The following is a 25,176-nucleotide window of genomic DNA, read 5'->3' as shown; positions in this document are numbered from 1 at the left end:
CCCTGATGCCGGCAAGCTTCCTCAAGAAGATCCTCCTGGCCGCCTCCCAGCGGGGCGACATCGCCTTCGCGCTCCTGGTGGTGGTCGCGGTGATGATGATGATCATCCCGCTGCCGACGGGGCTCGTCGACGTGCTCATCGCCTGCAACATCGCTGCGAGCACGCTCATCCTCCTCGTCGCCTTCTACATCAAGCGGGCGACGGACCTGTCCTCGCTGCCGACCATCGTGCTGATGGCGGTGCTGTTCCGCATCGCGCTCGCCATCACGACGACGCGGCTCATCCTGCTGCAGGGCGATGCCGGCGAGACGGTGGAGGCCTTCGGCACCTTCGTCATCGGCGGCAATGTCGCGGTGGGCCTCATCGTCTTCCTGATCATCACCGTGGCCCAGTTCGTCGTCATCACCAAGGGCGCCGAGCGCGTGGCCGAAGTCGGCGCGCGCTTCACCCTCGATGCCCTGCCCGGCAAGCAGATGAACATCGACAACGACCTGCGCAGCGGCGCCATCGACCAGGCGGAGGCGCAGCGGCGGCGCAGCCTGCTGGAGCGCGAGAGCCAGTTTTACGGCGCGATGGACGGATCGATGAAATTCGTCAAGGGCGATGCCATCGCCGGCCTCGTCGTCATCATCATCAACCTGCTCGGCGGCCTGACCATCGGCGTCCTCCAGCGCGGCATGACCCTCGGCGACGCGGCGCTGCGCTATTCGCTGCTGACCGTCGGCGACGGCCTCATCGCGCAGATTCCCGCCCTTCTCGTGTCGATGGCCGCCGGCACGGTGGTGACGCGCGTCGGCAGCGACGGCGATCAGGACGTCGGCTCCGCCATCTTCAGCCAGCTCTCGCGCGACCCGCGCGCCTTCGGCCTCGTCGCCGCCGTGCTCGCCGCCCTCGCCCTTCTCCCCGGCTTTCCCACCCTGGTGTTCCTCGTGCTGGCGGCGGTCTTCGCCGGCGGCACATGGCTCATGCTGCGCGGCACGGCGCGCACGGCCGCGGCCGCCGAGGGCCTCCGGGCCGCCACCCGGGCGCTCGAGCCGCGCCTCGTGCTGCGGCTCGGACCGGATCTCGCCGCCGCCATCCCGCCCGCTCCCCTTGCGATCGAGATCGACCGCATCCGCGCAGGGCTCCTCACGAGGATCGGACTGCGCCTGCCGAACCTCGCCGTGCGCACGGACGCGGCCCTGCCTGGCGATGCCTTCAGCCTCGACCTCGACGGCACGCCGGAGGAAAGAGGGACCCTGCCGGCGGGCCATCTCGCCGTCTCGGCCGGCGCGATGGACCTCGATCTCGCCGGCCTGCCCTACGAGGAGGAGGGCGCGACGCAGCACCACGCCGAAACCGTCTGGGTGCCTGAGGCGCATCGGGATGCCCTGGAAGCCGCCGGCTTCACGGCCCGCGAGCGTCGCGAGGTCCTGCTGAAGCGGGTGGAGGAGACGCTCGGCAACACGGCCATGCACTTCCTCGGGCTGCAGGAGACGCGCAACCTCCTGGCGCAGATCGAGGGCGAGTACGGCGAGCTCGTCGGCGAGGTGCAGAAGCTCATTCCGCTGCAGACGCTGGCCGAGCTGCTGCGCGGCCTCGTCGCCGAGCAGGTGCCGATCCGCAACCTGCGCCTCATCCTCGAGGCCATCGTGGAATGGGCGCAGTATCACCGCGAGGTGATCACGCTCGAGGGCTTCGTGCGCAGCACGCTGCGCCGTCAGATCTGCTTCCGCTGGGCGGACGAGAACCGCGTCATCGCCGCCTACGTCCTGGAGCGCGAGATCGAGGAGCTCGTGCGTGTGGTGCTGCAGCAGGGCTTCGGCAGCGCCGGCGCCCGCGATTCGCTCGCGCTGCTCGCCGCGCGGATCCGCGAGCACCTGCAGGATCCGCCGCCCGCGCCCCTGCCGGTCGTCCTCGCCCAGCGCGACGTTCGCCTCGGCTTGCGCCAGATCCTGCTGCAGGAAGGCTTGCGGCTGCCGGTGCTCGCCTATGACGAGATCGCGCCGGACTATTTCGTCCAGACGGTCGCCACCGTCACCGTCACGCCCGACGGTCTCCTCGTCCTGCAGGCCGCCGCGCAGGAAGCGGCACGGGAGCCGCCACAGGAGGCCGGGATCGAGGCCGCCGGCGCCTGACGGCCGGATCGGCCGGACCATCATCGCCGCGGCGCGAGTTCGCCGAGCACCTGGGCGCTGTTGAGGCCATAGGCGAGGCCGTCGCGCATGTAGGTGACGAGAAAGGTGCAGTAGACGACCAGCAGCAGCATGAAGACGAGGTTCTTCAGCGCCAGCGACAGGCTGAAGGCGTTGAGCTGCGGCGCGGCCCGCGCGACGAAGGCCAGCACCACGTCGGTGATCAGCATGGCGGCCATGATCGGCGCCGCCATCAGCACGCCGAGGAAGGTGACGTCGTTGAGCAGCCGCAGCACGATGAAGGCATGCGCGACCTCGAACTGCGGCCACAGCCGGTCGAGCGGCCACAGGAGATAGCTGTCGTAGACGGCGGCGACCATCACGTCCACGCCGTTGGCGCTGAAGAACATCGCGAGCATGGCGAGCGTCAGCAGCGTGCCGGTGACGCCCGCGTCGGTGCCCGAGCTCGGATCGATGAGCGTGGCCGAGGTCGAGCCACGCTGCAGGTCCATGATGTCGCCGGCGGCCTGCGCCGCCCAGAAGGGTATCCCGAAGATGAAGCCGATGATGAACCCGACCGTCGCCTCCTTCAGGGCAAGTCCCACGCCGGCGAACATCGTCGGCAGGCTGCCATCGAGCATCGGCGGCGGCGCCACCGCGACCATGGGCGCAGCGAAGGCCATGGCGGCGGCGCCGCGCATCGTGTTGGTCAGGCCGAGCCGCTCGAAGGCCGGCGCGATGGCCATGACGCCCAGAAGGCGCGCCGAAACGAGAGCGAGCGTCAGAACGAGGGCGTGAAGCGCGTCGAGCGCCTGCGACACGAGCGCCAGGCTCACGGCCGCCCTCCGCGCCGCAAGCGGCGCACGGGGCAAGCCGTCGCCGGGCCGGGTCCACGCCCTGGAGGACATTCCGATCCAGCCGGATCGGAACGAGCGTCCACCATCTTGAGAAGGGAGCGTTTTCGCCGAACCGTTATCCCCTTCGGCGGACAAGGCTCTACGGCACCACGAAGGGAAACTCGTCGAGGATCGTGCTCGTCTCCGCAAGGAGCAGGGCCGAGAATGCCGGCCCGAGGGTGATGACGAGCACCACAACGACCACGAGCTTCACGGCCTGCGGCAGGGTCTGGTCCTGGATCTGCGTCACGGCCTGGAGAAAGCCGACGACCACGCCGAGCACCACGGCCGCCGCCAGCGGCGGCCCCGAGAGGATCAGCATGGTCACGAGCGTATTGGCCATCTTGGTGGCGAGATAGTCCTGGCCCACGGGCACCTCCGGACACGACGGCGCGCAGCGATACGGCGGAAGCGGCCCCCATCGTTCAGGCGTAGCTCAGGATGAGGCCGTGCATGAGCCGCGACCATCCGTCGACGGCGACGAACAGGAAGAGCTTCAGCGGCACCGAGATCAGCATGGGTGACACCATCATCATCCCCATCGCCATGAGGATGTTCGAGACGACGAGGTCGATGACGAGAAAGGGCAGGTAGAGCAGGAAGCCGATCTGGAAGGCGCGCGTCAGCTCGGAGCTGATATAGGCCGGCAGCAGGATGACGAGATCGTCCTCGCTCAAACCCGCCTGGGCCTGCTGCGGCCAGATGCGCTGCGTCGCCGACAGGAAGAACTGTCGCTCGCGCGGCGTCGCGAAACGCGCGAGATGCTCCCGCAGCGGGCCGGCGACCTCGCGGCCCACGCCCACGAGCCCCTGGACCGTGCGGACATTGAGGTCCTGCTCGCTCAGCTTCTGGTGGATCGTGGTGAGCAGCGGGGCCGACACGTAGACGGTGAGGACGATGGCGACGGCATAGAGCACCACGTTGGGCGGCGTCTGCTGCACGCCCAGCGCGTTGCGCACGATCATCAGCACGATCGCGATTTTCAGGAAGCCGGTCGTCAGCACGGCGAAGAAGGGCAGCAGGCCGAGAGCGACCGAAACGGCGGCGATGCCGAGGACGTTGACCTCGCCACTACCCATGGCCGGCGAGCCTGACGATCCGAACGCCGATGCTCTCGCCGATCCGCACCATCACGCCGCGGCCGATGCGCCGGCCGTTGGCGAGAATGTCGACCTCGCCGGCAACGGGTACGGCGAGCGGCAGGGTGACCCCCGGCGCCAGCCGCTGCACCTCGGCGAGCGGCAGATCGAGCCGCCCGAGCTCGAAGACGAGGTGGACCGGCACCATGGCGAGCGCCGTATCCTCCGCATCGGCTCCGGATCCCTCATCCTGCCCCGCTGTCGTCATGCACCACTCCAGCATCGATCCGGCCGCCGGCCACGGAAAGTCCTCGAGACGGATGCCGGCCTCCTCCACCACGACCGGCGCGGCGAGACAGTCCGCGATCACAACCACGGCCGCATCGGCCCCGGCCACGCAATCGACAAGCACCGCATCGCCGACCCGCAGCGAGGCGACATCCGCCACCGGAAGCGTCGTGGCGCCGATGCGGACCGCTACGGAACACGGCAGTTCGTCGTGCCCGCCCGGCGGGGGCCCGTCGCCGAGCGCGGCGATGATCTCCTCGCCCGTCTCCGGCGGCAGCAGCAGCCGGGCGGGAACCTCCTCCCGTCCGTTCCGGATGATCCTGACATCGACCCAGGGGCCCCGCGTCTCATCGGGGGCCTGCGATTGCAGCGAAACCAGCACGATCGCGGCCCCGAGCCGGTCCTCCAACGCGCGAAGCCCGGGCAGCATGGCGAATTCGGCAAGCATGGCGAGGTGTTGCGGCGACAGACGCGCAGGATCGAACTGCGGCGGCAGCACCTCCAGCACCTCCTCGGCGAAGGCGGCTGGCACCCAGGCCGTCGCCGGCCGCCCTCCGATCGTCAGATCAAGGGTGACACCAGGCACGACCGGCACCGGGCGGGGAGCGAACACGACGTGCGCCGGAACGCCGGCGAGGCTCACCTGCCAGGGCCTGCGCAGGCGATAGGCCACGTTCCACAGGTGCATGGCCTCGACGTCGAGCGCCGCCGGCACGAAGGGCAGGGGCGACGGCAGCGACGCCGCCTCCGCCGCAGCGGCGACCGGCCGCTTGCGCGGGGCGGCCCTCTTGCGCGGCGCCGGCGCTTCAGCTGCGGGGGAACGGCGTGCCATGGCTGCTCCCGGCCAGTGCGACCGCGCGATCCTCGGCCTCCGCCTCCACGAGTGCCTCGTCCCGCCGCAGCTGTTGCATCTTCCGCTCGTCGAGCAGCAGGTCGAGCTTGGCGAGCTTGCGCCGGCGCCGCTGCAGCTCCTGCCGCGCTGCGGCAAGCGTCGCCGCCTGGGCCTCCCGTTCCTCGCCCGCCGCGGCAGCGCCGGCCCGGCGACGCCCGGCTTCGGCGGCGACCCCATCGAGCACCGCCTGCTGGCGCGCAATGTCGGAAGCACCGGCGAGGCGCACGGCCATGCGGCCGAGCAACGTCTTCTCCTCCTGCCGGGCCGTCGCCGCGTGTTGTTCAACCGCCGCCTGCGCTGCGCGCACAGCGGCCTCGGCCTCCCGCAGCCCGCGTTCGGCGCGCATGATGCCTTCCTCCGCGCGCGTGAGGCCGCGCTGCCGCAGGCGTCGCAGCAGCATGAGCGTCCGCTCCTGCGTCATGGCACGAGCGTCCGCATGCGCTGCTGGACCTCGGCGAGGGTCGACCGCTCGGCCTGCCCCTGGCGCAGGAGGGCATTGATGGCATCGATGCGGTCGATGGCCTCGTCGGCCCGTGGATCGCTGCCGCGCTGGTATTCGCCCACCCGCACCAGCAGCTCGACCTCGGCGTAGCGCGCCATCAGGTCGCGCACGCGGCCGGCGAGGCGGGAATGCTCCGGCGCGACCACCGCATCCATCAGGCGGCTGCGGCTCTTCAGGACGTCGATGGCTGGGAAATGATTGCGATGGGCGAGCTCCGCCGACAAAACCACGTGGCCGTCGAGGATGGAGCGCACCTCCTCCGCGATGGGGTCCTGCGTGCCGTCGCCTTCCATGAGGACCGTGTAGAGGCCGGTGATGGCGCCGCCCTGCCCCGGGCCGCTGCGCTCGAGCAGCTGCGGCAGCACCGCAAAGAGCGACGAGGGAAAGCCACGCCGCGTCGGCGGCTCGCCGGCGGCGAGGCCGATCTCGCGCTGGGCGCGGGCGAAGCGCGTGACGCTGTCCATCAGCAGCAGCACGCTGCGGCCCTGGTCTCGGAAATATTCGGCGATCGCCGTCGCCACATAGGCCGCCTTGACGCGCTCGATGGCCGGACGGTCCGAGGTGGCGACCACCGTCACCGACCGGCGCCGCCCCTCCTCGCCGAGCTCGCGCTCCAGGAATTCGCGCACCTCGCGGCCGCGCTCGCCGATGAGGCCGATGACGACCACGTCGGCTTCGGTGCCCTTGACGATCTGGGCGAGCAGCGTCGACTTGCCGACGCCCGGTTCGCCGAAGATGCCGATGCGCTGCCCCCGCGCGCAGGTCACGAGCCCGTCGAGAGAGCGGATGCCGAGCTGCAGCGGCTCCTTGATGATGTCGCGCGCCATCGGCTGCGGCGGCGGCGCCTGCAGCGGATAGGTGCCAGCCATGTCAGGCGGCGGCCAGGCGCCGCCGTCGAGCGGCTCGCCGAGCGCGTTGAGCACGCGGCCGAGCAGGCCCGGTCCCACGGGCACGCGCAATTCGCTGCCGGTCGGAATGACCTCGGTGGCGCTGGAGAGGCCCGACACGTCGCCGAGCGGCGTCAGGACCGCCGCGTCCTCCAGGAGGCCGACGACCTCGCCCAGGACCTCGACTCCTGAAACGGGGTCGCAGAGCCGGCAAACCTCCCCCAGCCGCACCTCGGCCACGCTGGCATGGATCGTGACGCCGACGGCCCGCAGGATGCGTCCCTTGACGACGCGCGGGCTGACGGTTTCCGCCTGCCGCCGCAGCTTCGGGAGGATGCCCGCGATGCGCGCATCGATGTCGAGGGCGTCGCCCCGCATCACCCCCGTCCCTCCCGCCGCGGCAGGGCCCCGGCCAAGGCCGAGAGCTGCGTCTCGAGATCCGCGTCAACGATGGCGAATTCGCTCGCGAGCCGGCAATCCGTGGGGCCCATCGTCGGATCGCCCGCAACCGCGATGGTAACCGCGAGGCCTTCCCGCTCCACCCGTGCGTTGACCTCGTCGCGCACCTTGGCGCAGGCGTCGGGGTGCACCGTGATCTTGAGGTGTTTCGCCCGGCGGAAATTGGCCAGGGCCTCGCCGGCGAGCCGCGCCACGAGATCGGCGTTCTCGAAGGTGCCCAGCACCTGGCGCACGATACCCATGGCGAGATCGGCCACCTCGCTCTCGAGCGAGCCGAGATAGCGATCGACGGCCGTGACCGTCTGCGCCAGCTGCTCGGCCGCCGCGGCGTTCTTTTCCTTCACGCTGGCGAGGCCGTCCCGGACGCCCTTCTCGTGACCTTCGGTGTATCCCCGGCTCATTTCCGACGACGCGAGATCCTCCGCCTTGCGGAGGGTCATCGCCGCCTTCTGCCAGATGTCCACCTCCGGGCCACGCACGATCCGGCCGCCGCCACCCAGGGTCGATAAGCGATCCGTACTGTTCATGTTCATCCCGCTGCCTGACGATAGAGCCCCGGTCCGATCTCGCCGAACGGAGCCGGGATGGGCCCGGGCGTGATCGTCCCGTCCTCGAATTTGAGCATCAGCCGCGCCGTCACCGCTGCCGGAAGTTGCGCAACCCATGCCAGAAAGCTGTACCAGCCGTCGCGAGCCACCACCTCCGCCGCGCCGGCGAGAACGTCGAAGCGCATGCCCTGCGGCCCTGCGGCCCGATTGGCGAGGCCGAAGGCGATGAGGTCGGCGTCGAGCGACCCGCGCAGGACTTCCACGTCCGGGGCGAGAACCACGTTGGCGATGGCGTCCGCCCAATAGAGCGCGCCCGCACGAAGGGCGGCAGCCATCAGCTCCTCCGGCGCGCGCACGACGATCGACCGGTCGATCTCGGCGCAGTCCATCCCGGCGCCGACCGGCGGCACGAGACCGGCGGCCTCGAGCAGGGCCGTCAACCGCGTGGCGAAGCGCGGCTCCGCCTGCAGCGCGGCGCAGAGGTCCGGCGTCATGGCGCCGCCGAGCGTGTCGGCCAGGCGCCGCGGATGCGCATAGCCGCCGGGCAGGCGCAGGAAGGCGCGCCAGCGGCTCTCGTCGGCAGTGGCGGCGAGCGGCGTCATTCAGGCCGCCTCCCGCTGCTGGTAGGCGGGCGCCGGACCGGCCTCGTCCGGCCCGTCGGCATCCCGCCGCGTCGCTCCCAACGCGTAGACCCCGGACCGGCCCCGCCAGGCGAGATAGCCGAGCCCGGCCGCAAGCGCCACGATGGTGAGCGCGGACAGCCCCATCAGCAGGCGCGCCCAGCCGAGGCTGTCGGGGCGCAGCCACATGCCGAGGAAGGAAACGGGCGCGGACTCGGCGGGCGTTTCCGGCCGGTCCGGCGCGGGCACGAGCACGACGGACACGCCGTCATAGGTGAGCCCGGAGATACCGTTGGCCACCAGCGTCTTGATCTGCGGCACGTAGTCAGCGAGCGGCGCGCCGGTCTTGTGCCGGATGAGGACGGAGGCGGAGGCCGGCGTGGACGCATGCTGCAGCGGCGCGTATTCGGGCAGGACGATGTGCACCCGCGCCGAGAGGACGCCGTCGATCTCGCCCACCGACCGGGACAGCTCCTCGCTGAGGGCATAGGTCATGCGTGCCCGCTCCTGCAGCGGCGAGGCCACCAGCCCTTCCGGCTTGAAGACCTCGCCGAGCGTGGCGTGCGCCCGCCGGGGCAGGCCGTTGTTCCTGAGAATGTCGAACGCGCGCGCGAAATCGTTGCCGCCGACCGAGACGGTGATGCGGCCCTCCTTGTCGGTGGCCCGGCTGGCGCCGATGCCGTGGTGCTGCAGCGCCGCGATGATCTCGTTCGCCTGGCGCTCGTCCAGGTTGCCGTAGAGCTCGGCCTTGCAGGCCGCGACGGCGAGCGCAAGCGCGATGACCGCTGCAAGACGGAGCCGGCGCGGGCGAGACGATGACGCGGGCACGACCGGCATGGCTCATCCCCTCAGCAGCATCTTCAACGTGCTGATCATGCCCGAGAACGCCGCGATGATGAGTTGCATCGCCAGGTGGTGCTTCTGCTCCCCGCTGGCACGCTCCTTGATCTGCCCGAAGAAGGCTTCGGCATCCTCCTCGGGGCGCCCCGTATTCATCTCGGCCGACAGGTCGGCATCGTCCTGTCTGCGCTCGAAGAAGGGCAGGATGCCGTCGCGCACCGCCCCGGCGATGGCCGGCAGCCCGTCTCCGGCGTCGAGCGATCCCGCTTCAGCCGCCCACTGCGCTCTGGCGTCGTTCAGCGACCATTGGAATTCCTGCACCGACTGGGTCGGCTCGATGGGATCGACGGGCTTCACGCCGTTGTCCAGAAGGCCGCTTATGGCTGTGATGGCGTTCATGACCAGTTCCATGGCGAAAACGGACGCGCCACCGGCTGCGGGAGGCACGAAGAAGAGGTGGATCGGCGAGGCTTCAGCCTTTTGCGTCACCAGGCTCGGCGGCCGGCCCGGCGGGGCGAAGCAGGGCGAGCGGAGAGCTGTCCGCGACCGCATCGGCCGGCCCGGCGTGACCCTGCTTCGCCTGCTCGATGAAGGCCTGCATCTTGTCCAGAAGCTCCTGATCGAGCCCGCCGGGCCGTCGCCGCTCCAGGTTGTCGATCCCGCGCACCTCGTTCATGCTGCCTCGCTTGCCGCAATTTAAGCTAATGACTACAATCGATTACGCAAATTATACATGCGAAGCACCGCCGGACGACAGTCGCTGCGGGCTGAACTCTCTCTACACGCACCATGAACAATCGCGGGATCAGGACGAACTCTCGGCGCCCGCGCGAAAGACCCGCACCCGCGCCTCGGGAGTGCCACCCTTCATCAGCGACGCCAGCGTCTGGCGCACGAGGGTGCGGTAGACCGGCGGCCCGGAAATCGACAGGACGCTGCGGCCTTGCGCGAGCCGGACGGGATAGCGCGCATCCGCCACGCCCAGTTCGCGAAGCGCCTTCAGCAGCTCCTCCGGCGAGGCCGAGCCGTATTCGACGATCTCCGTCCGCTGCTCGTCGCTCGAGGAAATGTGCAGCGTCGTGCCGTCGTAGTACCAGGAGAGCCCGAAACGGCCGCAGAGGTCGTCGAGATACGTCCGCGGCGCAGCGGGCAGGATGCCGCCGCGCACGCGGCCCCGGACGCGGTCGCTGAGCTTGACCGGAATGCGCATGTGATTGCCGAACTCCGTCAGCACGTCGCGGAGATCCTCGTCGAGGGCGATGTAGTCATAGGACAGGGTAGGCCACGCAGGCTCGGTGGCCCACGCGCCCGGTGCCGCAAGCCCCGCAATCACCGCGGCGAAGGCCGCCAGCCGGTAGCGGCGCATGTGCGACATCAGCACGCCTGCACTCCATCCACGTAAGGTCATGGTCGTTCCTTCCCGATCGCGCCCAGGCGATCGATGATCGTGGCGCACCACGCTCGCGCGAGATGTCCCGCGCCCGTGGCGGCGAGCCGCACTGCATGCAGCTCATATAATTCGATGCAGGATATCTACGATCGAAGAACGGATGTGAGAATAGAGACGCTGCGAAATTGATTATTCAGGGCGTCAGGCAAAGGTAATTACCAGGATAGACTTGCAGCGAGTGCCGATCAGAAGGCATCGGGCGCCGGCCGGCGCCTCTCACCGCTCGTCGCGCGTCGCGAGGAAAGCCCGCAGCAGCCGCCGCAGCGTCACGGCCGCGAGGGTTGCGACGTCCTTCGTCTCGCCGTGGCTCGGGGTCGCGCCCTCGAGACCGGCCGCCAGGTTGGTGACGACCGACAAGGCCGCGACGCGCAGGCCGAAGCGGCGGGCGAGGATGACCTCGGGCACGGTCGACATGCCGACGAGATCGGCGCCGAACATGCGGGCCATGCGGATCTCCGCCGGCGTCTCGAAGCTCGGTCCGGAAAACCACATGTAGATGCCGGAGTTGAGCGTGATGCCGGCCGTCTTCGCCGCCAGCATCATCCGCTTGCGCAGCATCTCGTCGTAGGCCAGCGTCATCGGCACGAAGCGCCCGTCGCCGGTGTCGCCGATGAGCGGGTTGAGCCCGGAATAGTTGATGTGGTCCGTGATCAGGGCGAGGCTGCCGGGGCGGATGTCCGCCCTGAGCGAGCCGGCGGCATTGGTGAGCACCAGCGGCGGGCTGCCGAGCCCGGTCAGGAGGTTGATGGGCGCGCGCATGACGGCCGCATTGCCGGTCTCGTAATAATGCGCCCGCCCGCCGTAGATGAGGATACGGCGCCCCTCGATGCGGCCGGCGATGAGCCGCCCCGCATGGCCCGAGACGCCGCTGACCGGGAAGCCGGGGATGTCGGCATAGGGCACCTCGCGCGCCTCCTCGACATCCTCGACGATGTTGCCGAGACCGGTGCCGAGCACCAGCGCGGCATCGAAGGGCCCCGCGATGCCGCGCTCCGCGAGCAGGCCGAGGGCCTCGTCCCGCAGCTTCGCGTCCGTCCCAGCCGCTCCGGTCATGGCTTCACCCGTCGTTCGTCAGATTGTCCGGACCGAAGGAGACCGGCAGCAGCTCCCCGAGCGTGAAGCTGCGCCGCAACCCCTCCGGCCCGCAGACATGGACCGGCGTATCCTCGCGCGCGAATTCGCGCAAGCGCTGCCGGCAGGCGCCGCAGGGCGTGACGAGCGCCGCGCCCTCCCCCACCACGAGAGCCGCTGCGATGCGCCGCCCGCCCGCCGCGACCATGGCGACGATGGCGCCGGCCTCGGCGCAGGAACCGACCGGGTAGGACGCGTTCTCCACGTTGCAGCCGGCGAAGATCCGCCCGTCCGGGGTCGCCACGGCGGCTCCGACGCTGAAGCGCGAATAGGGCGCATAGGCCTTCTCGCGCGCCGCGCTCGCCGCGCGGAAGAGGTCGTCGAGGAGGCTCATCTCACCGTTCCTTGACATAGGGGATGCCGGAGGCTCGCGGCGGCACCGCCCGGCCGATGAAGCCCGCGAGCAGGACGACCGTCATGAGATAGGGCAGCGCCTGGATGGCCTGCACTGGCACCCGGCCGATGACGGGCAGGGGCACGCCCTCGATGCGGATGGCGACGGCCTCGAGCAGGCCGAAGAGCAGGCAGGCGCCGAGCGCCGGCCAGGCCCGCCACTTGGCGAAGATGAGGGCGGCGAGCGCGATGAAGCCCTTGCCCGCCGTCATGTGCGGCAGGAAGCCGGCCGCCTGCGCCAGCGCGAGATAGGTGCCGCCTAGTCCGCACAGGAGGCCGGCGAGAACCACCGCCGCATAGCGCAGCCCGGCGACGGAAATGCCGGCGGTGTCGACCGCCGCCGGGTTCTCGCCGACCGCCCGGAGGCGCAGGCCGAAGCGCGTGCGCGCCAGCGTCCACCACGTGGCGATAACGGCAAGGAGCGCGAGATAGACGAGCAGCGAATGGCCGGACACGACCTCGCGGTAGAGCGGCCCGAGCAGCGGGATGCCGGACAGCGCCTCGGCCCCCGGCAACGTGATCTCGCCGAAGCGCGCCGCCCCGTCCACCGGCGGGGTGCGCCCGCCCTGATGGTACCAGGCATTGCCGACGATCGCCGTCAGGCCGGCCGCCAGCATGTTGATGGCGACGCCCGAGACGATCTGGTTGCCGCGCTGGCTGATGGCCGAGAAGCCGTGCACCAGCGCGAAGGCGACCGACGCCGCAAGGCCGGCGAAAAGCCCGACGAGGGCCGAGCCGCTCGCATAGGCGGCGGCGCCCGCCGCAAAGGCGGCGACCAGCATCTTGCCCTCGAGCCCGATGTCGACGACGCCGGAGCGCTCGGACCAGAGGCCGGCGAGGCAGGCGCACAGGAGCGGGATGGACAGCCGCACGGCCGAATCGAGCACGGCAAGGAGCGAGGCGAGGTCCATGCTTACCCCTCCTCGGCCGTGCGCACGCGCCGCGCCGCCGCGAAGCCGGTGCCGAGTGCGACGAGCCGCGCCGCGAGGCGCCGGAACAGCCCCTCGAGCGCCCCGGCGAAGAGGACGATCACACCGCCGATGACGACGACCATGTCGCGGGTGATGGCCGGCATGTCGAAGGCCAGCTCCGCCCCGCCCTGGTAGAGCACGCCGAAGAGGAGCGCCGCGAAGATGACGCCCGCCGGATGCGCCCGGCCCATCAGCGCCACGGCGATGCCGACGAAGCCGTAGCCGGAGGTGAACTCGAGCAGCAGCCGGTGCTGCACGCCCATGATCTCGTTCACCGCGAGCCCGCCGGCGAGCGCACCCGACAGGGCCATGGCCACCATGATCATGCGCGCCGGGGACAGGCCGGCATAGACGGCGGCGGAGGGATTGGCGCCGACGGTGCGGATGGCGTAGCCGAGGCGCGAGCGGTAGACGAGCGCCCACACCCCCGCCGCCGCGGCGAGGGCAAGGAGGAAGGTGAAGTTGAGCGGCGAGGTCGGCGCCGCGATGCCGAGCGCCCGCAGCGCCTCGTGCACATAGGGGATGACGGCGTGGCGCGCGAAGGCGCGCGTCTCCGTGACGCCCCGCTCGCCGATGACGTTGACGACGAGATAGACGATGAGCGTCGCGGCGAGGAAGTTGAACATGATCGTCGTGATGACGATGTGGCTGCCCCGCCGCGCCTGGAGGTAGCCGGGCACGAAGCCCCACAGCGCGCCGAAGGCCGCCGCGCCGAGGATGCCGGCAGGGATGAGGAGGACGCCGGGCAGGAAATCGGCGTAGAGGCAGACGAGGGCCGCGCCGATGCCGGCGACCGTCGCCTGCCCCTCGCCGCCGATGTTGAAGAGGCCGGCGTGATAGGCGAGCGCCACGGCAAGGCCGGTGAAGATGAAGTTCGTCGTGTAGTAGAGCGTGAAGCCGACGCCCTCGGCCGAGCCGAGGCTGCCGGCGATCAGGAGGCGCGTCGCCATGAAAGGGTCTTCCCCGATGCCGGCGACGACGAGGCCGGCGACCGCGAAGGCCGCGGCGACGCTGAGCGCCGGCACGAGGATGACGTCCGCCCAGCGCGGCAGGTCGATCGGCGCGCTCATACCTGCCCCTCCACGCCCGCCATCAGGAGGCCGAGGTCGCGCTCGTCCGTCGCCTCGGGCCGCCGCTCTCCGGTGATGCGCCCGCCGCACATGACGAGGATCCGGTCGGCGAGGCTCATGATCTCTTCGAGCTCCACGGAAACGAGGAGGACGGCGACCCCGGCGTCGCGCAGCGCGATCAGCCGGCGATGGATGAACTCGATGGCCCCGATGTCGACCCCGCGTGTCGGCTGGCCGACGATCAGCACCTTCGGCGCCCGCTCGATCTCCCGCGCCAGCACGATCTTCTGCTGGTTGCCGCCGGAGAATTTCGAGGTCTTCAGCAGCGGGTCGGGTGGGCGCACGTCATAGGCGGCCATCTTGTCGGCGAGGTCGGCGATCATGCGGCCGCGCTCCAGCAACGGGCCGCGGCCGTAGGCCGGATCGTCGGTGAAGCCGAGCGCGGCGCTCTCGTAGGCCGAAAAGGCCGGCACGAGGCCGGTGCGCAGCCGGTCCTCCGGCACGTGCAGGAGGCCGAGCCGGCGCAGGTTGTGCGGCGTATGCGCCTCGCGCGTCAGCACCGTGCCGTCGAGCGCAATGGTGCCGAGCGTCGGCCGCCGCATGCCGGCGATGGCCTCCATGAGCTCGCTCTGGCCATTGCCGGCAACCCCGGCGATGCCGACGATCTCGCCGGCCCGGACGCTGAAGGACACATCCGCCACGCGCAGGCAGTCCCGCTCGTCGACGACGGAGAGGTTCTCGACCGTCAGCCGCGGCTCACCAGCGGCGTGCGGGCGCTTTTCCACGCGCAGCAGCACCTTGCGGCCGACCATGAGCTCGGCGAGCTCGGGCGGGGAGGTCGCGGCGGTGTCGAGCGTGGCGACCATCTGCCCGCGGCGCATCACCGAGACGCGGTCGGTCACCGCCATGATCTCCTCGAGCTTGTGCGTGATGAGGAGCACGGTCTTGCCCGCCTCGCGCAGCGTCCGCAAGAGGCCGAAGAGCGCCTTCGCCTCCGGCGGCGTCAGCACCGCCGTCGGTTCGTCGAGGATGAGCACGTCGGCGCCGCGATAGAGCGCCTTCAGGATTTCGACGCGCTGCTGCAGGCCGACCGGCAGGTCGCCGACGAGCGCATCGACGTCGACGGCAAGGCCGTGGTCGGCGGCGAGGCGCTCGAGCTCCGCCCGCGCCCGGGCGAGGCCCCGGTCGAGAAGCGGCCCGCCCTCGGCGCCGAGCATGACGTTCTCGACGACGGAAAGGCTGTCCACCAGCATGAAGTGCTGGTGGACCATGCCGATGCCGAGGCGGATCGCATCGGCCGAGCTGCGGATGCGGACCGGCGTGCCGCCGACGCGGATCTCGCCGCCATCGGCCTCGTAGAAGCCGTAGAGGATCGACATCAGCGTCGACTTGCCGGCGCCGTTCTCGCCGACGATGCCGTGCACCGTGCCCCGCGCCACCGAGAGGTTGACGCGATCGTTCGCCCGCACGGGCCCGAAGCGCTTGTCGATGTCGACGAGTTCGATCGCCGGAGGCTCGACCGCGTCCCTCATCACGCGTGACGACCCTGGCTGCTCAGACGGGGCATTTGTTGTCGGAGCGGTAGTCGTGCACCTTGATGGTACCGGCCTTGATCTCCTCGGCGGCCTTGTCGACCGCTTCCTTCATCTCCGGAGTGATGAGCGAGCGGTTGTTGTCGTCGAGCGCCCAGGCCACGCCCTCCTCGGCGAGCCCCAGGTTGACGACGCCGGGCTGCCATTGGCCGTCCTTGGCATCCATGAAGGTCTTGTGGGTCGCCGTGTCGACGCGCTTCAGCATCGAGGTCAGCACCTTGCCCGGATGCAGGCCGTTCTGGTTGGAATCGACGCCGATGCCGAGCTTGCCGGCATCCGCCGCCGCGCGCAGCACGCCGATGCCGGTGCCGCCGGCCGCGTGGTAGACGACATCGGCCCCGCGGTCGATCTGGCTCTTGGCCAGCTCGCCGCCCTTGACCGGGTCGTTCCAGGCTGCGCCCGTGGTGCCGGTCATGTTCTGGAAGATCTCGGCCTGCGGGTTGGCGTGCTTGACGCCCTGCACGTAGCCGCAGGCGAAGGCACGGATGAGCGGCACGTCCATGCCGCCGACGAAGCCGACCTTGCCGGATTGCGACGCCATGGCGGCGAGCATGCCGACGAGGAAGGAGCCTTCCTGCTCCTTGAAGAGGATGGACTGCACGTTCGGCCGTTCGACCACCATGTCGATGATCGTGAACTTGAGGTCGGGGAATTCGCCGGCCACCTTCTCGACCGCGCTCGCCTGGCTGAAGCCGACGGCGACGATGGGAGAATAGCCGTCGCGCGCGAAGCGGCGCAGCGCCTGCTCGCGCTGGGCATCGTTCTGCGGCTCGAAGTCGCGATAGGCGACACCGGTCTCGGCCTTGAACTTCTCGGCGCCGTCATAGACGCCTTCGTTGAAGGACTTGTCGAACTTGCCGCCGAGGTCATAGACGATGGCGGGCTTGAAATCCTGCGCGAGCGCGGCTGCGGCGCTGGCGGCGAGACCGGCGAGCGCGAGGCCGAGGGTCCTGAGACGCATGGAGGCTTCCCCTTCGTGGCATGCGGGCGTCGGCTTCCTGGCCGCGCCCGCTTGGCATCTACGATGGCACGGCTCGGCAGCGGATTCCAAGAGCCGCCCGACCCGCCCGGCAGGCACCGTGCACAGCCATCGCAGCGCCGCCTTCCGGCCAGTCGCGCCCGGGGCTATTGTCGCGCCATGACGAATGCCATGACGAACGCCGCCAGCCTGTCCCACGACGAGATCGAGCGCTATGCCCGCCACATCGTGCTGCGCGATGTCGGCGGCCCCGGGCAACTGAAGCTGAAGAAGGCGCGCGTCCTCGCCATCGGCGCCGGCGGGCTCGGCGCGCCGCTGCTGCAATATCTCGCCGCGGCCGGCGTCGGCACGCTCGGCATCGTCGACGACGACGTCGTCTCCCTGTCCAACCTCCAGCGCCAGATCATCCACGGCACGCCGGACGTCGGCACGCCGAAGGTCGACAGCGCCGCCGCGGCCATCGCCCGGCTCAATCCCCATGTCACCGTCGCGTGCCACTCGCTGCGCGTGAATGCCGAGAACGTGCGCGCCCTCGTCGCGGCCTATGACGTCATCGCCGACGGCTCGGACAATTTCGCCACACGCTATGCCGTGGCCGACGCCTGCTATTACGAGAAAAAGCCGCTCGTCACGGCGGCGCTCGGCACCTTCGACGCTTCGCTGACGACGCTGCGCCCCTTCGAGCGTGGTCCGGACGGCACGCCGAACCCCACCTACCGCTGCCTCTTTCCGAGCCCGCCGCCGCCCGGCACGGTGCCGACCTGCGAGGAGGCCGGCATCCTCGGGGCGCTCGCCGGCGTCATGGGCTCGCTGATGGCGCTCGAGGTCATCCGCGCCATCGTCGGCTTCGGCGAGCCGCTCGTCGGCCGGCTGCTGATGGTCGACGCGCGCTCCATGCGCTTCGAAACCCTGACCTATGGCTGGGACCCGGAGAACCCGCTGAGCGGCACGGCGGCCGTCGCCGCCGAAGGCTGAGCCTCAGCGCTTGCCGGGCGTCACGTCGAAGATGACGAAGGACTTGCCGTCCTTGCGCCGGCCGGACGAGACGGCGCCTTTCATGCCGCGCGCCGGCGCCGCCCGCCCCGCGCCCTCCGCCGCGGCGTCTCCCGCCGGCACGAAATTGCGCTGCCCCTGCCGGGGGCCGAAGGAGGCAAGACAGGCGTTATAGGCGAGCGGCTCGTCGATCCGCTCGCAGTCCTCGATCATGCGCGGCTTGCCCTGGGCCAGCGCGGCGCAGGGAAGGCAGACGAGGGCGAGGACGGCGAGAAAGCGCAAGGCGTTTGGCTCCGGCGACGGCCCTTTATACAGGCCCCAGCAGCCGGAGCGCCACACCTCCCTCCCCCCGCTTGCGGCGGGGAGGGGGACAGGTCGCTCTGCTCCGGAGACTTGATCGAGCCTATCCGGCACAGCGAGAGACGCGGGGCCAACGATGCCGCCCTACCCCCTGAGCGCCGCCCCGGTCTTCTTCGCCACCTGCTCGACGATCTTCGCCGAGACGGCCTCGATCTCCGCATCGGTCAGCGTCTTGTCGGTCGGCTGCAGCGTCACGGCGATGGCGATGGACTTCTTGCCCTCGCCGACGTGCGGCCCCTCGTAGACGTCGAAGACCGTGACCTCGGTGACGAGGTTGCGGTCCGCCGCGCCGGCCGACTTGACGATCTCCGCCGCTGCGACCTCGCGGTCGACGACGAAGGCGAAGTCGCGCGTCAGCGGCTGGAAGTCGGACAGCGCCAGCTTCGGCTTCATCTTCGTGGGCTTCGCCTTGGGCGCCGGCAGCGCATCGAGCGTCAGCTCGAAGGCGACGAGCGGACCCTTGACGTCGAGCGCCTTGAGGATGCGCGGATGCAACTCGCCAAAGGCGCCGAGGACCGCCCGCGGGCCGAACTGCAGCGTCGCCGAGCGCCCCGGGTGGTACCAGCTCGGCCCGCCGGGCACGATCTGCAGCCCGCCTGTCGGGATGCCGAGCGCGGTGAGCAGCGCCATGGCGTCGGCCTTGGCGTCGAAGACGTCGACGGGCTTCGCCTCGCCGTCCCAGCGGCGGCCGACACCCTCGGCCCGCGCCGTGCCGCGGCGCAGGGCGCAGGCGACGATCGTCTGCCCCTCCGGCTCGTCCGAGGCGAAGACCTGGCCGACCTCGAACAGCGCGACATCCGGATGGCCGCGGTCGGCGTTCTTCTGCGCCGCCTTGGCGAGGCCGGGCACGAGGCTCGGCCGCATGTCGGAGAGCTCGGACGCGATCGGGTTGGCGAGCGCGAGGCGCGGATCGCCGCCGCCGAACAGCTCCGCCTCCGCCTTGCCGATGAAGGACCAGGTGACGGCCTCCACGAGACCGCGTGCGGCGAGCGTGCGCTTGGCGAGGCGCGTGCGCTTCTGCAGCAAGGTCAGCACGGGCTTGGCCACCGCCGCCTCGAGCCGGGGGAAGGGCACGGCCGGCACGTTGTCGAGCCCGGTGATGCGCATCACCTCTTCAACGAGGTCGGCCTTGCCCTCGATGTCCGCCCGCCACGACGGCGGCATCACCTCGACCACCTCGCCCGTGCCGGCGACGAGGAAGCCGAGGGCCTCCAGCGTGCCGCGCATGGTCCCGGCCGGCAGGTCGAGGCCGGTGAGGCGCTTGACCTCGGCATAGGGGAAAGCGAGCGCCCGCCGGGTGTCGGGGATGGAACCGGCGAGCGTCGCCTCGCTCGCCTCGCCGCCGCACAGGTCGAGCACCATCTGCGTCGCGAGCTCGAGGCCCGGCTCGCAAAAGGCGGGATCGACCCCGCGCTCGAAGCGGTAGCGCGCGTCGGAGACGATGCCGAGCTTGCGCCCCGTCTGGGCGATGTTGAGCGGGTCCCACAGCGCCGATTCGATCAGCACGTCGGTGGTCGTCTCGTCGCAGCCCGAGTGTTCGCCACCCATGATGCCGCCGATCGATTCAACACCGTTGTCGTCGGCGATGACGACCATCGACGGGTCGAGCGCATAGCTGCGCCCGTCGAGCGCCAGCACCTCCTCACCGTCGCGCGCATGACGCACGACGAGATTGCCCGCGACCTTCTTCGCGTCGAAGACGTGCAGCGGCCGCCCACGGTCGAAGGTGATGTAGTTCGTGATGTCGACAAGGGTGTTGATGGGCCTGAGGCCGATGGCCTTGAGGCGCCGCTGCAGCCACGCGGGCGACGGCCCGTTCTTCACGCCGCGCACGAGGCGCAGCGCGAAGGCGGGGCACAGGTGCGCATCTTCGCCCGTGAAGGCGAGCGAGACGGAGACGGGGCACGGGCCGTTGCCGGGAACGGCCGTGACCGCCGGCGTCTTCAACCGGCCGAGGCCCGCGGCGGCGAGATCGCGCGCGATGCCGGCGATGCCGAGCGCATCGGCGCGGTTCGGCGTCACCGCGATCTCGATCACGGGATCGTCGATCCCCGCATAGGCCGCGAAGGGCTGGCCGACCGGCGCATCCTCGGGCAGGTCGATGATGCCCTCGTGGTCGTCCGACAATTCGAGCTCGAAGGCCGAGCACAGCATGCCACGGCTCTCGACACCGCGGATGGTGCCGACCGTGAGCGTGATGCCCTTGCCGGGAATGTAGGTGCCGGCCGGGGCGAAGACGCTCTTCATGCCCGTGCGCGCGTTCGGCGCGCCGCAGACGACCTGCACCGGCGGCTCGCCGCGGCCGGTGTCAACCATGCAGACGCGGAGCCGGTCGGCATTGGGGTGCTGCTCGGCCGAAACGACATGCGCGATGACATAGGGCGCGAAGAGCGCCGCCTTGTCCTCCACCGCCTCGACCTCGAGGCCGATGCGGTTGAGCGTGTCGGCGACGTCCTGGACGGTCGCGTCGGTGTCGAGGTGGTCCTTGAGCCAGGAGAGGGTGAACTTCATGAGACAGCTCCACCAGAACCGCTCTCGATGAGGCGGGACACGGAGGAAGGATAGCGGTGAGCGACGGCAGCCAGGACGGTATCGAGGACGCTGTCGAGTTCGTTCAGCACCTGCCCATTCCAGAAACGCAGGACACGGTAGCCCTGCTGTTCGAGCCAGGTGTCACGGGCGGCATCCGCAGCGCTGCGGGCCTCGAAACCATGCTGTGCACCGTCCACTTCGATGACGAGACGGGCCTCATGGCAAACGAAATCCACGATATAGCGACCGACCGGCGCCTGCCGGCGGACATGCAGGCCGTGGAAGCGATGGGCCTTCAACGCATGCCAGAGCTTTCGCTCGGCAGGCGTGAGTTCCCGGCGCAGACGCCTTGCCCTGTCGCGTTGCCCGTTGCGCACGCCGATGTCCTCCCGCGGATCCCCTCCCCCCACGTGGGGGAGGGTTAGGGAGGGGGGGAAGCTGGGCGCCATCCGGGCAGAAATCTTCCGACGGCGGCACCGCCCCCCCTCTCCAGCTCTCCCCCACGAGGGGGGAGAGGGCAGCACCGCCCCGGCCTCGGCCATCACGATCACGACGACAGCCCTCCGGCCAGCGTCGGCAGGTCGAGCGGGCGGAAGCCGTAGTGCGACAGCCAGCGCACGTCCGCCTCGAAGAAGGGGCGCAGGTCCGGCATGCCGTATTTCAGCATCGCGATGCGGTCGATGCCCATGCCCCAGGCGAAGCCCTGGTACTCGTCCGGGTCGAGCCCGCAGTTGCGGAGCACGTTGGGGTGCACCATGCCGCAGCCGAGGATCTCCAGCCAGTCCTCGCCCTCGCCGAAGCGGATCTCGCCGCCCTTGCGCGCGCACTGGATGTCGACCTCCGCCGATGGCTCGGTGAAGGGGAAGAAGGACGGGCGGAAGCGCATCTTCACCTGGTCGACCTCGAAGAAGGCCTTGCAGAACTCCTCGAGGATCCACTTCAGGTGGCCGATGTGGGAGGACTTGTCGATGACGAGCCCCTCCACCTGGTGGAACATCGGCGTGTGTGTCTGGTCCGAGTCGCAGCGGTAGGTGCGGCCCGGGATGATGACGCGGATCGGCGGCTTCTGGCCGAGCATGGTGCGGATCTGCACCGGGCTCGTGTGCGTACGCAGCACCTTGCGCTCGCCCTTGTCGTCGGGCGGCAGGAAGAAGGTGTCGTGCATGTCCCGCGCCGGATGGCCGGCGGGGAAGTTGAGCGCCGTGAAGTTGTAGAAGTCGGTCTCGATATCCGGCCCCTCGGCGATGGAGAAGCCCATGTCGGCGAAGATCGCCGTCAGTTCGTCGATGACCTGCGAGATGGGGTGGATGCGCCCGCGCGTCTGCGGCCCCTCCTGGAGCGGCAGCGTGACGTCGACGCGCTCGGCGGCGAGGCGGGCGGCGAGCGCCGTCTCCTCGAGCGCCGCCTTGCGCTCGGCGATGGCGGCGTTGACGCGGTCGCGCAGGCCGTTGATGAGCGGGCCCTTTTCGCGCCGCTCGTCCGGCGTCATGGCGCCGAGCGTCTTCAGGAGCTCGGAAACGCTGCCCTTCTTGCCGAGCGCGGAGACGCGCACGGCTTCGAGCGCGGCCTCGTCCGCGGCGGCGGCGACGGCGCCGATGAGCGTGCGTTCGAGAGTGGGAATATCGGTCATCGGTCCCTCGGGATGGTTACCGCTTGTCGGCAACGGCCGAAGGACCGTCAAGCCCTCAGGCCGCGATGAGGCGAGCGGCGCAGGGCGCCGCTCATCGCTTCCAGGGCCTCGGTAGGGCGGATGCGCTGCTGCGGCACGGCCGCGGGGCGGGATCGGATGACCCTGCCCCGGCAGGCGCCACAGGCGTCAGACTGCAGGCAGTGCAGCCTTGGCTTTCTCGCAGATCGACTTGAAGCTCTCCGGCTCGCGGATGGCGATGTCCGACAGAACCTTGCGGTCGATCTCGATCCCGGCCTTGCCGAGGCCGTCGATAAATCGGCTGTAGGTCAGGCCGTGCTCGCGCACCGCGGCGTTGAGGCGCTGAATCCACAGGGCGCGGAACGTGCGCTTCTTGTTCTTGCGGTCGCGATAGGCGTACTGCATCGCGCGATCGACAGCCGCCTTGGCGGTGCGGATCGTATTCTTGCGGCGGCCGTAGAAACCCTTGGCAGCCTTGAGGACCTTCTTGTGTTTGGCGTGAGCGGTCACGCCGCGCTTGACGCGGGCCATGAGCTAATCTCCTGGAACTGGGACGTTTGGGTTCAGCCGTTGGGCAGGAAGAACTTCTTGACGTTCTTCGCGTCGCCCTCGAAGAGCACGGTGGTGCCCCGCTGGTTGCGGATGAACTTGTTGGTCCGCTTGATCATGCCGTGGCGCTTGCCGGCCTGCGCGGCGATGACCTTGCCGGTCCCGGAGATCTTGAAGCGCTTCTTGGCGCTCGACTTCGTCTTAAGCTTGGGCATTTTGCTTCCCTTGTCCGCCGCTGCCGGCCCTTTCACGAAGCCTTGCCCCTCACGGAAAATCCCGCGGAGCCCGCTCCCCGAACGGCGCCGATCAACGGCCCATGTGCTCGAAAGCGCTGCAGACCGCCACGGCAGCCCGTAACGAGCCGGGCGATCTGAACGAGGCCGGGCTTATGCCAGAGATGGGCGAGAAAGGCAATGGGGTGGGAAATGTGCGGGAAGGCCGCGGCGCCAGATCCACGCCTGGCGAAAGAGAGCGCTGGGCCGGCCGAAGTCCGACGCCCAAGCCCGCCCGCATAGTCTCTAGTCCACGAACGTCACCACCGCGCCCCTCTCGGTCATGCGGGCGAGCGCCTCGGCGTCCCAATTGGTCAAGCGGACGCATCCGTTCGAAGCCGTCTTCCCGATCTTGTCAGGATCCGGCGTGCCGTGGATGCCGTAGGTGTCCTTCGAGAGGCCGATCCACACGGACCCGACCGGATTGTTCGGCCCGGGCGCGATCTTGAGCTTCCGTTTCCGGCTGACGCCCTTGAGCTGCACGCGGGACGGATCGTAGCGATAGACGGGGTTGTGAACCACGGCGCGCACCTTGTGGGTGCCGCTCGGCGCCGGGCTTTCCTCGCTGCCGATGCTCGCCGGATAGAATGCGATGAGGCCGCCATCCTTGTCGAAGGCGCGCACCGCCTTCTCCCGCTTGTGGACCTCGATCGTCTTCACCTTCCCCTCGGGCGGCTCCGTTGCGATGGCGGCGACGACGATCGACGTGCCGGCCTCGTCGATGTTCCGGCCGGGATTGAGAGCCTTGAGCAAGTTCTCGTTCATGTGGAACTTCTCGGCCAGAAGCTCCGCCGGGCTGGTGTAGCCAAGCCGCGCCAGCTTCGCCCGCCGTTCAAACTTCGCTGGAATGTTCTTGACGAAGGGGCCTTTCACATCCTCCTCCGCAATCGTGTATTCCTTCAGGACCGGCTCGCCCGAAACTTCCTTCAGCTTCGCCCAGCTCGTCTCGTCGAGCTTGCCGTCGCCGTCGAGCTGATGATGCTTCTCGAACGCCGCCAGGGCGTGCTCGAAATTCTCCCCGGCACGGCCATCGATCACTCCCGGCGAGAAGCGCGCTCGGTCAAGCAGGATCTGCGCCTTGATCACAACGGGATCCGGCCCCTTCACCTTTGCGGCTGATAAAGGCAACTCCGCCTTGTTCACCACATCGAGGCTCAGCGGCTCGGCAGCTGCCGCCGTGAAGGGAGCCAGAACGATCAGAACGACGAGCCTCGGCAGGTCCATGATGGACGCCTCTTCGTGAGCCGACTTCGCGCAATGGATAAAGCGCGGCCCGCCTCGTCGGGTTCCGTCACTGGCAGAGCCTCAGACCGCCCCGGCGCACGCGCAGGTCGAGGTGGAGGTGATCGGCATGGGCCTCATCGGCACCCGGCCCCAGCACGGTGGTGAAATAGGCGCAGGCTTGTGCCCGGATCGCCGCGCCGAACAGGGCTTCGGGCGTGTCCTCGGTCGCCTGGTGCGCAATCAGCAGGTTAGGCCGGCCCGAAAAGGCGAACCCAATGACATCAAGCGCGTTTGCGAAGGCATGCTCGCTGAGCTGCCCGCCCTCCTGCCGGTTCCGGTTCCGGCACTCGTAGGAGGTGCCGATCAGGATTTTTGTCGGTGGGCGCTCCATATGATGCTGCGCGGCCGGAGTGACGGCCTCCTCTGTCCAGAGCGCCAGAGCCTCGGCAACGGGGCAGACCATGGTCGCGGCAGGACTGAGCTCGACGCCCCCAGGAAGCCGCGATACGAGAAGGGGTTCGGCCGCGCCGCATGCTCCGTTCCGCAACGGAGACGCCGCCTCGAAGACGACCCCCTTGGCCGCGAGGCGATCGCGGCAGCTCGATGCGCCCGGAGGAGCGACCTCGGCCGGCGGCTGCGGAACCGGTGCCGGTGCCGGTGCCGGTGCCGGTGCTGGCACGAGATCGGCAGGACGCGGCGGCGGCAACGGCGAATTCGCGCCCTTCATCGCAGAAGCGGCGGCTGCTGGCCCGGTCGCAACCGCCATCAGCGTTGCGGAAGCGCATAGGAAGCGTAGCTTGGTATTCACAAGAAGACGAACGTCATGCGCCCGGCTCCGTTCCAAAATCGCCCTGAATTCGGGAGCTGTACCCTTGCCGGGCCCGGTG

28 protein-coding genes are annotated in these 25,176 nt (G+C 69.8%); 2 read left to right on the top strand and 26 right to left on the bottom strand.

From position 1 onward, the window contains the following. Positions 1–5 precede the first annotated feature (5 nt). On the top strand, positions 6–2,117 hold the full coding sequence (gene sctV / locus GGR16_RS10810; protein ID WP_183316602.1) for a type III secretion system export apparatus subunit SctV: 2,112 nt from the start codon (positions 6–8) through the stop codon (positions 2,115–2,117). 20 nt (positions 2,118–2,137) lie between these two features. Here sctV and sctT read toward each other — a convergent pair whose 3' ends face one another. From sctT to GGR16_RS10720, 18 genes are all read right to left on the bottom strand, one after another. After that, complete coding sequence (gene sctT, locus GGR16_RS10805; RefSeq protein WP_019403913.1) at positions 2,138–2,950, bottom strand: type III secretion system export apparatus subunit SctT; 813 nt, start codon at positions 2,948–2,950, stop codon at positions 2,138–2,140. Positions 2,951–3,110: 160 nt separating this feature from the next. Continuing rightward, a complete protein-coding gene (locus tag GGR16_RS10800; protein WP_019403912.1) occupies positions 3,111–3,380 on the bottom strand; it encodes a flagellar biosynthetic protein FliQ in 270 nt (89 codons plus the stop codon). Between the two features lie 55 nt (positions 3,381–3,435). Continuing rightward, the gene (sctR, locus tag GGR16_RS10795) at positions 3,436–4,089 is read right to left on the bottom strand and encodes a type III secretion system export apparatus subunit SctR (protein ID WP_019403911.1); all 654 of its coding nucleotides are present in this window, start codon (positions 4,087–4,089) and stop codon (positions 3,436–3,438) included. Next, the gene (gene sctQ / locus GGR16_RS10790; RefSeq protein WP_183316601.1) at positions 4,082–5,209 is read right to left on the bottom strand and encodes a type III secretion system cytoplasmic ring protein SctQ; all 1,128 of its coding nucleotides are present in this window, start codon (positions 5,207–5,209) and stop codon (positions 4,082–4,084) included. The genes sctR and sctQ overlap by 8 nt, the downstream gene beginning before the upstream one ends. After that, positions 5,184–5,690: a hypothetical protein gene (locus GGR16_RS10785; RefSeq protein ID WP_019403909.1), complete on the bottom strand. Its 507-nt coding sequence runs from the start codon at positions 5,688–5,690 to the stop codon at positions 5,184–5,186. Before GGR16_RS10785 ends, sctQ begins: the two co-directional genes overlap by 26 nt. Next, positions 5,687–7,036: a type III secretion system ATPase SctN gene (gene sctN / locus GGR16_RS10780; protein WP_183316600.1), complete on the bottom strand. Its 1,350-nt coding sequence runs from the start codon at positions 7,034–7,036 to the stop codon at positions 5,687–5,689. Before sctN ends, GGR16_RS10785 begins: the two co-directional genes overlap by 4 nt. Beyond that, the gene (locus GGR16_RS10775; RefSeq protein ID WP_183316599.1) at positions 7,036–7,644 is read right to left on the bottom strand and encodes a FliH/SctL family protein; all 609 of its coding nucleotides are present in this window, start codon (positions 7,642–7,644) and stop codon (positions 7,036–7,038) included. Before GGR16_RS10775 ends, sctN begins: the two co-directional genes overlap by 1 nt. Before the next feature lie 2 nt (positions 7,645–7,646). Then, complete coding sequence (locus GGR16_RS10770) at positions 7,647–8,267, bottom strand: hypothetical protein (protein ID WP_019403906.1); 621 nt, start codon at positions 8,265–8,267, stop codon at positions 7,647–7,649. Further along, complete coding sequence (gene sctJ, locus GGR16_RS10765) at positions 8,268–9,122, bottom strand: type III secretion system inner membrane ring lipoprotein SctJ (RefSeq protein ID WP_019403905.1); 855 nt, start codon at positions 9,120–9,122, stop codon at positions 8,268–8,270. A 3-nt stretch (positions 9,123–9,125) separates the two neighbouring features. Next, positions 9,126–9,536 carry a hypothetical protein gene (locus GGR16_RS10760; protein WP_156332704.1) on the bottom strand — a complete coding sequence of 137 codons (411 nt, stop codon included), beginning with the start codon at positions 9,534–9,536 and terminating at the stop codon, positions 9,126–9,128. A gap of 61 nt (positions 9,537–9,597) precedes the next feature. Beyond that, complete coding sequence (locus tag GGR16_RS10755; RefSeq protein ID WP_019403903.1) at positions 9,598–9,801, bottom strand: hypothetical protein; 204 nt, start codon at positions 9,799–9,801, stop codon at positions 9,598–9,600. Positions 9,802–9,930: 129 nt separating this feature from the next. Then, entirely contained in the window at positions 9,931–10,533 is a 603-nt protein-coding gene (locus tag GGR16_RS10750) for a type III secretion protein (RefSeq protein WP_156332705.1), read from the bottom strand. Between the two features lie 258 nt (positions 10,534–10,791). Further along, positions 10,792–11,628, bottom strand: coding sequence for a purine-nucleoside phosphorylase (locus GGR16_RS10745; RefSeq protein WP_053193429.1), 837 nt, complete (start codon positions 11,626–11,628; stop codon positions 10,792–10,794). 4 nt (positions 11,629–11,632) lie between these two features. Further along, on the bottom strand, positions 11,633–12,040 hold the full coding sequence (locus GGR16_RS10740) for a cytidine deaminase (RefSeq protein ID WP_019403900.1): 408 nt from the start codon (positions 12,038–12,040) through the stop codon (positions 11,633–11,635). Between the two features lies 1 nt (position 12,041). Beyond that, positions 12,042–13,010, bottom strand: a complete 969-nt coding sequence (locus tag GGR16_RS10735) for an ABC transporter permease (RefSeq protein ID WP_019403899.1) — start codon at positions 13,008–13,010, stop codon at positions 12,042–12,044. A 2-nt stretch (positions 13,011–13,012) separates the two neighbouring features. After that, complete coding sequence (locus tag GGR16_RS10730; protein ID WP_019403898.1) at positions 13,013–14,140, bottom strand: ABC transporter permease; 1,128 nt, start codon at positions 14,138–14,140, stop codon at positions 13,013–13,015. Then, positions 14,137–15,672: an ABC transporter ATP-binding protein gene (locus tag GGR16_RS10725; RefSeq protein ID WP_019403897.1), complete on the bottom strand. Its 1,536-nt coding sequence runs from the start codon at positions 15,670–15,672 to the stop codon at positions 14,137–14,139. The genes GGR16_RS10730 and GGR16_RS10725 overlap by 4 nt, the downstream gene beginning before the upstream one ends. Before the next feature lie 22 nt (positions 15,673–15,694). Next, positions 15,695–16,693 (bottom strand): BMP family lipoprotein, encoded by a 999-nt coding sequence (locus GGR16_RS10720; protein ID WP_019403896.1) that lies wholly within the window; start codon positions 16,691–16,693, stop codon positions 15,695–15,697. A gap of 189 nt (positions 16,694–16,882) precedes the next feature. Between GGR16_RS10720 and moeB the strand changes: the two genes are divergently transcribed. Further along, positions 16,883–17,686 carry a molybdopterin-synthase adenylyltransferase MoeB gene (moeB, locus tag GGR16_RS10715; protein WP_183316598.1) on the top strand — a complete coding sequence of 268 codons (804 nt, stop codon included), beginning with the start codon at positions 16,883–16,885 and terminating at the stop codon, positions 17,684–17,686. Between the two features lie 3 nt (positions 17,687–17,689). Here the strand turns inward: moeB and GGR16_RS10710 are convergent, their stop codons facing one another. The 8 genes from GGR16_RS10710 to GGR16_RS10675 form a co-directional block, all read right to left on the bottom strand. Beyond that, entirely contained in the window at positions 17,690–17,986 is a 297-nt protein-coding gene (locus tag GGR16_RS10710; protein ID WP_183316597.1) for a hypothetical protein, read from the bottom strand. A gap of 162 nt (positions 17,987–18,148) precedes the next feature. Then, on the bottom strand, positions 18,149–20,575 hold the full coding sequence (pheT, locus tag GGR16_RS10705) for a phenylalanine--tRNA ligase subunit beta (protein WP_183316596.1): 2,427 nt from the start codon (positions 20,573–20,575) through the stop codon (positions 18,149–18,151). Next, entirely contained in the window at positions 20,572–20,973 is a 402-nt protein-coding gene (locus GGR16_RS10700) for an endonuclease domain-containing protein (protein ID WP_343059654.1), read from the bottom strand. The genes pheT and GGR16_RS10700 overlap by 4 nt, the downstream gene beginning before the upstream one ends. A gap of 170 nt (positions 20,974–21,143) precedes the next feature. After that, on the bottom strand, positions 21,144–22,226 hold the full coding sequence (gene pheS, locus GGR16_RS10695) for a phenylalanine--tRNA ligase subunit alpha (protein WP_183316594.1): 1,083 nt from the start codon (positions 22,224–22,226) through the stop codon (positions 21,144–21,146). Positions 22,227–22,412: 186 nt separating this feature from the next. Continuing rightward, the gene (rplT, locus tag GGR16_RS10690; protein ID WP_183316593.1) at positions 22,413–22,775 is read right to left on the bottom strand and encodes a 50S ribosomal protein L20; all 363 of its coding nucleotides are present in this window, start codon (positions 22,773–22,775) and stop codon (positions 22,413–22,415) included. A gap of 32 nt (positions 22,776–22,807) precedes the next feature. Next, positions 22,808–23,008, bottom strand: coding sequence for a 50S ribosomal protein L35 (rpmI, locus tag GGR16_RS10685; RefSeq protein WP_019403889.1), 201 nt, complete (start codon positions 23,006–23,008; stop codon positions 22,808–22,810). Between the two features lie 303 nt (positions 23,009–23,311). Continuing rightward, entirely contained in the window at positions 23,312–24,289 is a 978-nt protein-coding gene (locus GGR16_RS10680; RefSeq protein ID WP_183316592.1) for a L,D-transpeptidase family protein, read from the bottom strand. Positions 24,290–24,356: 67 nt separating this feature from the next. Further along, positions 24,357–25,055: an extensin-like domain-containing protein gene (locus GGR16_RS10675; protein ID WP_183316591.1), complete on the bottom strand. Its 699-nt coding sequence runs from the start codon at positions 25,053–25,055 to the stop codon at positions 24,357–24,359. Positions 25,056–25,176: the final 121 nt, after the last annotated feature.

Origin of the sequence: Chelatococcus caeni (genome assembly GCF_014196925.1) — a bacterium.
Taxonomy (GTDB): Bacteria; Pseudomonadota; Alphaproteobacteria; order Rhizobiales; family Beijerinckiaceae; genus Chelatococcus_A; species Chelatococcus_A caeni.
This window is presented reverse-complemented; position numbering and strand designations above follow the sequence as displayed.

What these genes read in the sequence shown, in the direction of transcription:
- sctQ (WP_183316601.1), bottom strand. Translation starts at nt 5,209, where the DNA reads ATGGCACGCCGTTCCCCCGCAGCTGAAGCGCCGGCGCCGCGCAAGAGG.
- GGR16_RS10775 (WP_183316599.1), bottom strand. Translation starts at nt 7,644, where the DNA reads ATGAACAGTACGGATCGCTTATCGACCCTGGGTGGCGGCGGCCGGATC.
- GGR16_RS10720 (WP_019403896.1), bottom strand. Translation starts at nt 16,693, where the DNA reads ATGCGTCTCAGGACCCTCGGCCTCGCGCTCGCCGGTCTCGCCGCCAGC.
- GGR16_RS10735 (WP_019403899.1), bottom strand. Translation starts at nt 13,010, where the DNA reads ATGGACCTCGCCTCGCTCCTTGCCGTGCTCGATTCGGCCGTGCGGCTG.
- GGR16_RS10675 (WP_183316591.1), bottom strand. Translation starts at nt 25,055, where the DNA reads ATGGCGGTTGCGACCGGGCCAGCAGCCGCCGCTTCTGCGATGAAGGGC.
- GGR16_RS10785 (WP_019403909.1), bottom strand. Translation starts at nt 5,690, where the DNA reads ATGACGCAGGAGCGGACGCTCATGCTGCTGCGACGCCTGCGGCAGCGC.
- GGR16_RS10730 (WP_019403898.1), bottom strand. Translation starts at nt 14,140, where the DNA reads ATGAGCGCGCCGATCGACCTGCCGCGCTGGGCGGACGTCATCCTCGTG.
- sctJ (WP_019403905.1), bottom strand. Translation starts at nt 9,122, where the DNA reads ATGCCGGTCGTGCCCGCGTCATCGTCTCGCCCGCGCCGGCTCCGTCTT.
- moeB (WP_183316598.1), top strand. Translation starts at nt 16,883, where the DNA reads ATGACGAACGCCGCCAGCCTGTCCCACGACGAGATCGAGCGCTATGCC.
- GGR16_RS10760 (WP_156332704.1), bottom strand. Translation starts at nt 9,536, where the DNA reads ATGGAACTGGTCATGAACGCCATCACAGCCATAAGCGGCCTTCTGGAC.
- GGR16_RS10770 (WP_019403906.1), bottom strand. Translation starts at nt 8,267, where the DNA reads ATGACGCCGCTCGCCGCCACTGCCGACGAGAGCCGCTGGCGCGCCTTC.
- GGR16_RS10745 (WP_053193429.1), bottom strand. Translation starts at nt 11,628, where the DNA reads ATGACCGGAGCGGCTGGGACGGACGCGAAGCTGCGGGACGAGGCCCTC.
- rpmI (WP_019403889.1), bottom strand. Translation starts at nt 23,008, where the DNA reads ATGCCCAAGCTTAAGACGAAGTCGAGCGCCAAGAAGCGCTTCAAGATC.
- sctR (WP_019403911.1), bottom strand. Translation starts at nt 4,089, where the DNA reads ATGGGTAGTGGCGAGGTCAACGTCCTCGGCATCGCCGCCGTTTCGGTC.
- pheT (WP_183316596.1), bottom strand. Translation starts at nt 20,575, where the DNA reads ATGAAGTTCACCCTCTCCTGGCTCAAGGACCACCTCGACACCGACGCG.
- GGR16_RS10750 (WP_156332705.1), bottom strand. Translation starts at nt 10,533, where the DNA reads ATGACCTTACGTGGATGGAGTGCAGGCGTGCTGATGTCGCACATGCGC.
- GGR16_RS10680 (WP_183316592.1), bottom strand. Translation starts at nt 24,289, where the DNA reads ATGGACCTGCCGAGGCTCGTCGTTCTGATCGTTCTGGCTCCCTTCACG.
- sctN (WP_183316600.1), bottom strand. Translation starts at nt 7,036, where the DNA reads ATGCGGGGCGACGCCCTCGACATCGATGCGCGCATCGCGGGCATCCTC.
- pheS (WP_183316594.1), bottom strand. Translation starts at nt 22,226, where the DNA reads ATGACCGATATTCCCACTCTCGAACGCACGCTCATCGGCGCCGTCGCC.
- rplT (WP_183316593.1), bottom strand. Translation starts at nt 22,775, where the DNA reads ATGGCCCGCGTCAAGCGCGGCGTGACCGCTCACGCCAAACACAAGAAG.
- GGR16_RS10740 (WP_019403900.1), bottom strand. Translation starts at nt 12,040, where the DNA reads ATGAGCCTCCTCGACGACCTCTTCCGCGCGGCGAGCGCGGCGCGCGAG.
- GGR16_RS10725 (WP_019403897.1), bottom strand. Translation starts at nt 15,672, where the DNA reads ATGAGGGACGCGGTCGAGCCTCCGGCGATCGAACTCGTCGACATCGAC.
- sctV (WP_183316602.1), top strand. Translation starts at nt 6, where the DNA reads ATGCCGGCAAGCTTCCTCAAGAAGATCCTCCTGGCCGCCTCCCAGCGG.
- GGR16_RS10755 (WP_019403903.1), bottom strand. Translation starts at nt 9,801, where the DNA reads ATGAACGAGGTGCGCGGGATCGACAACCTGGAGCGGCGACGGCCCGGC.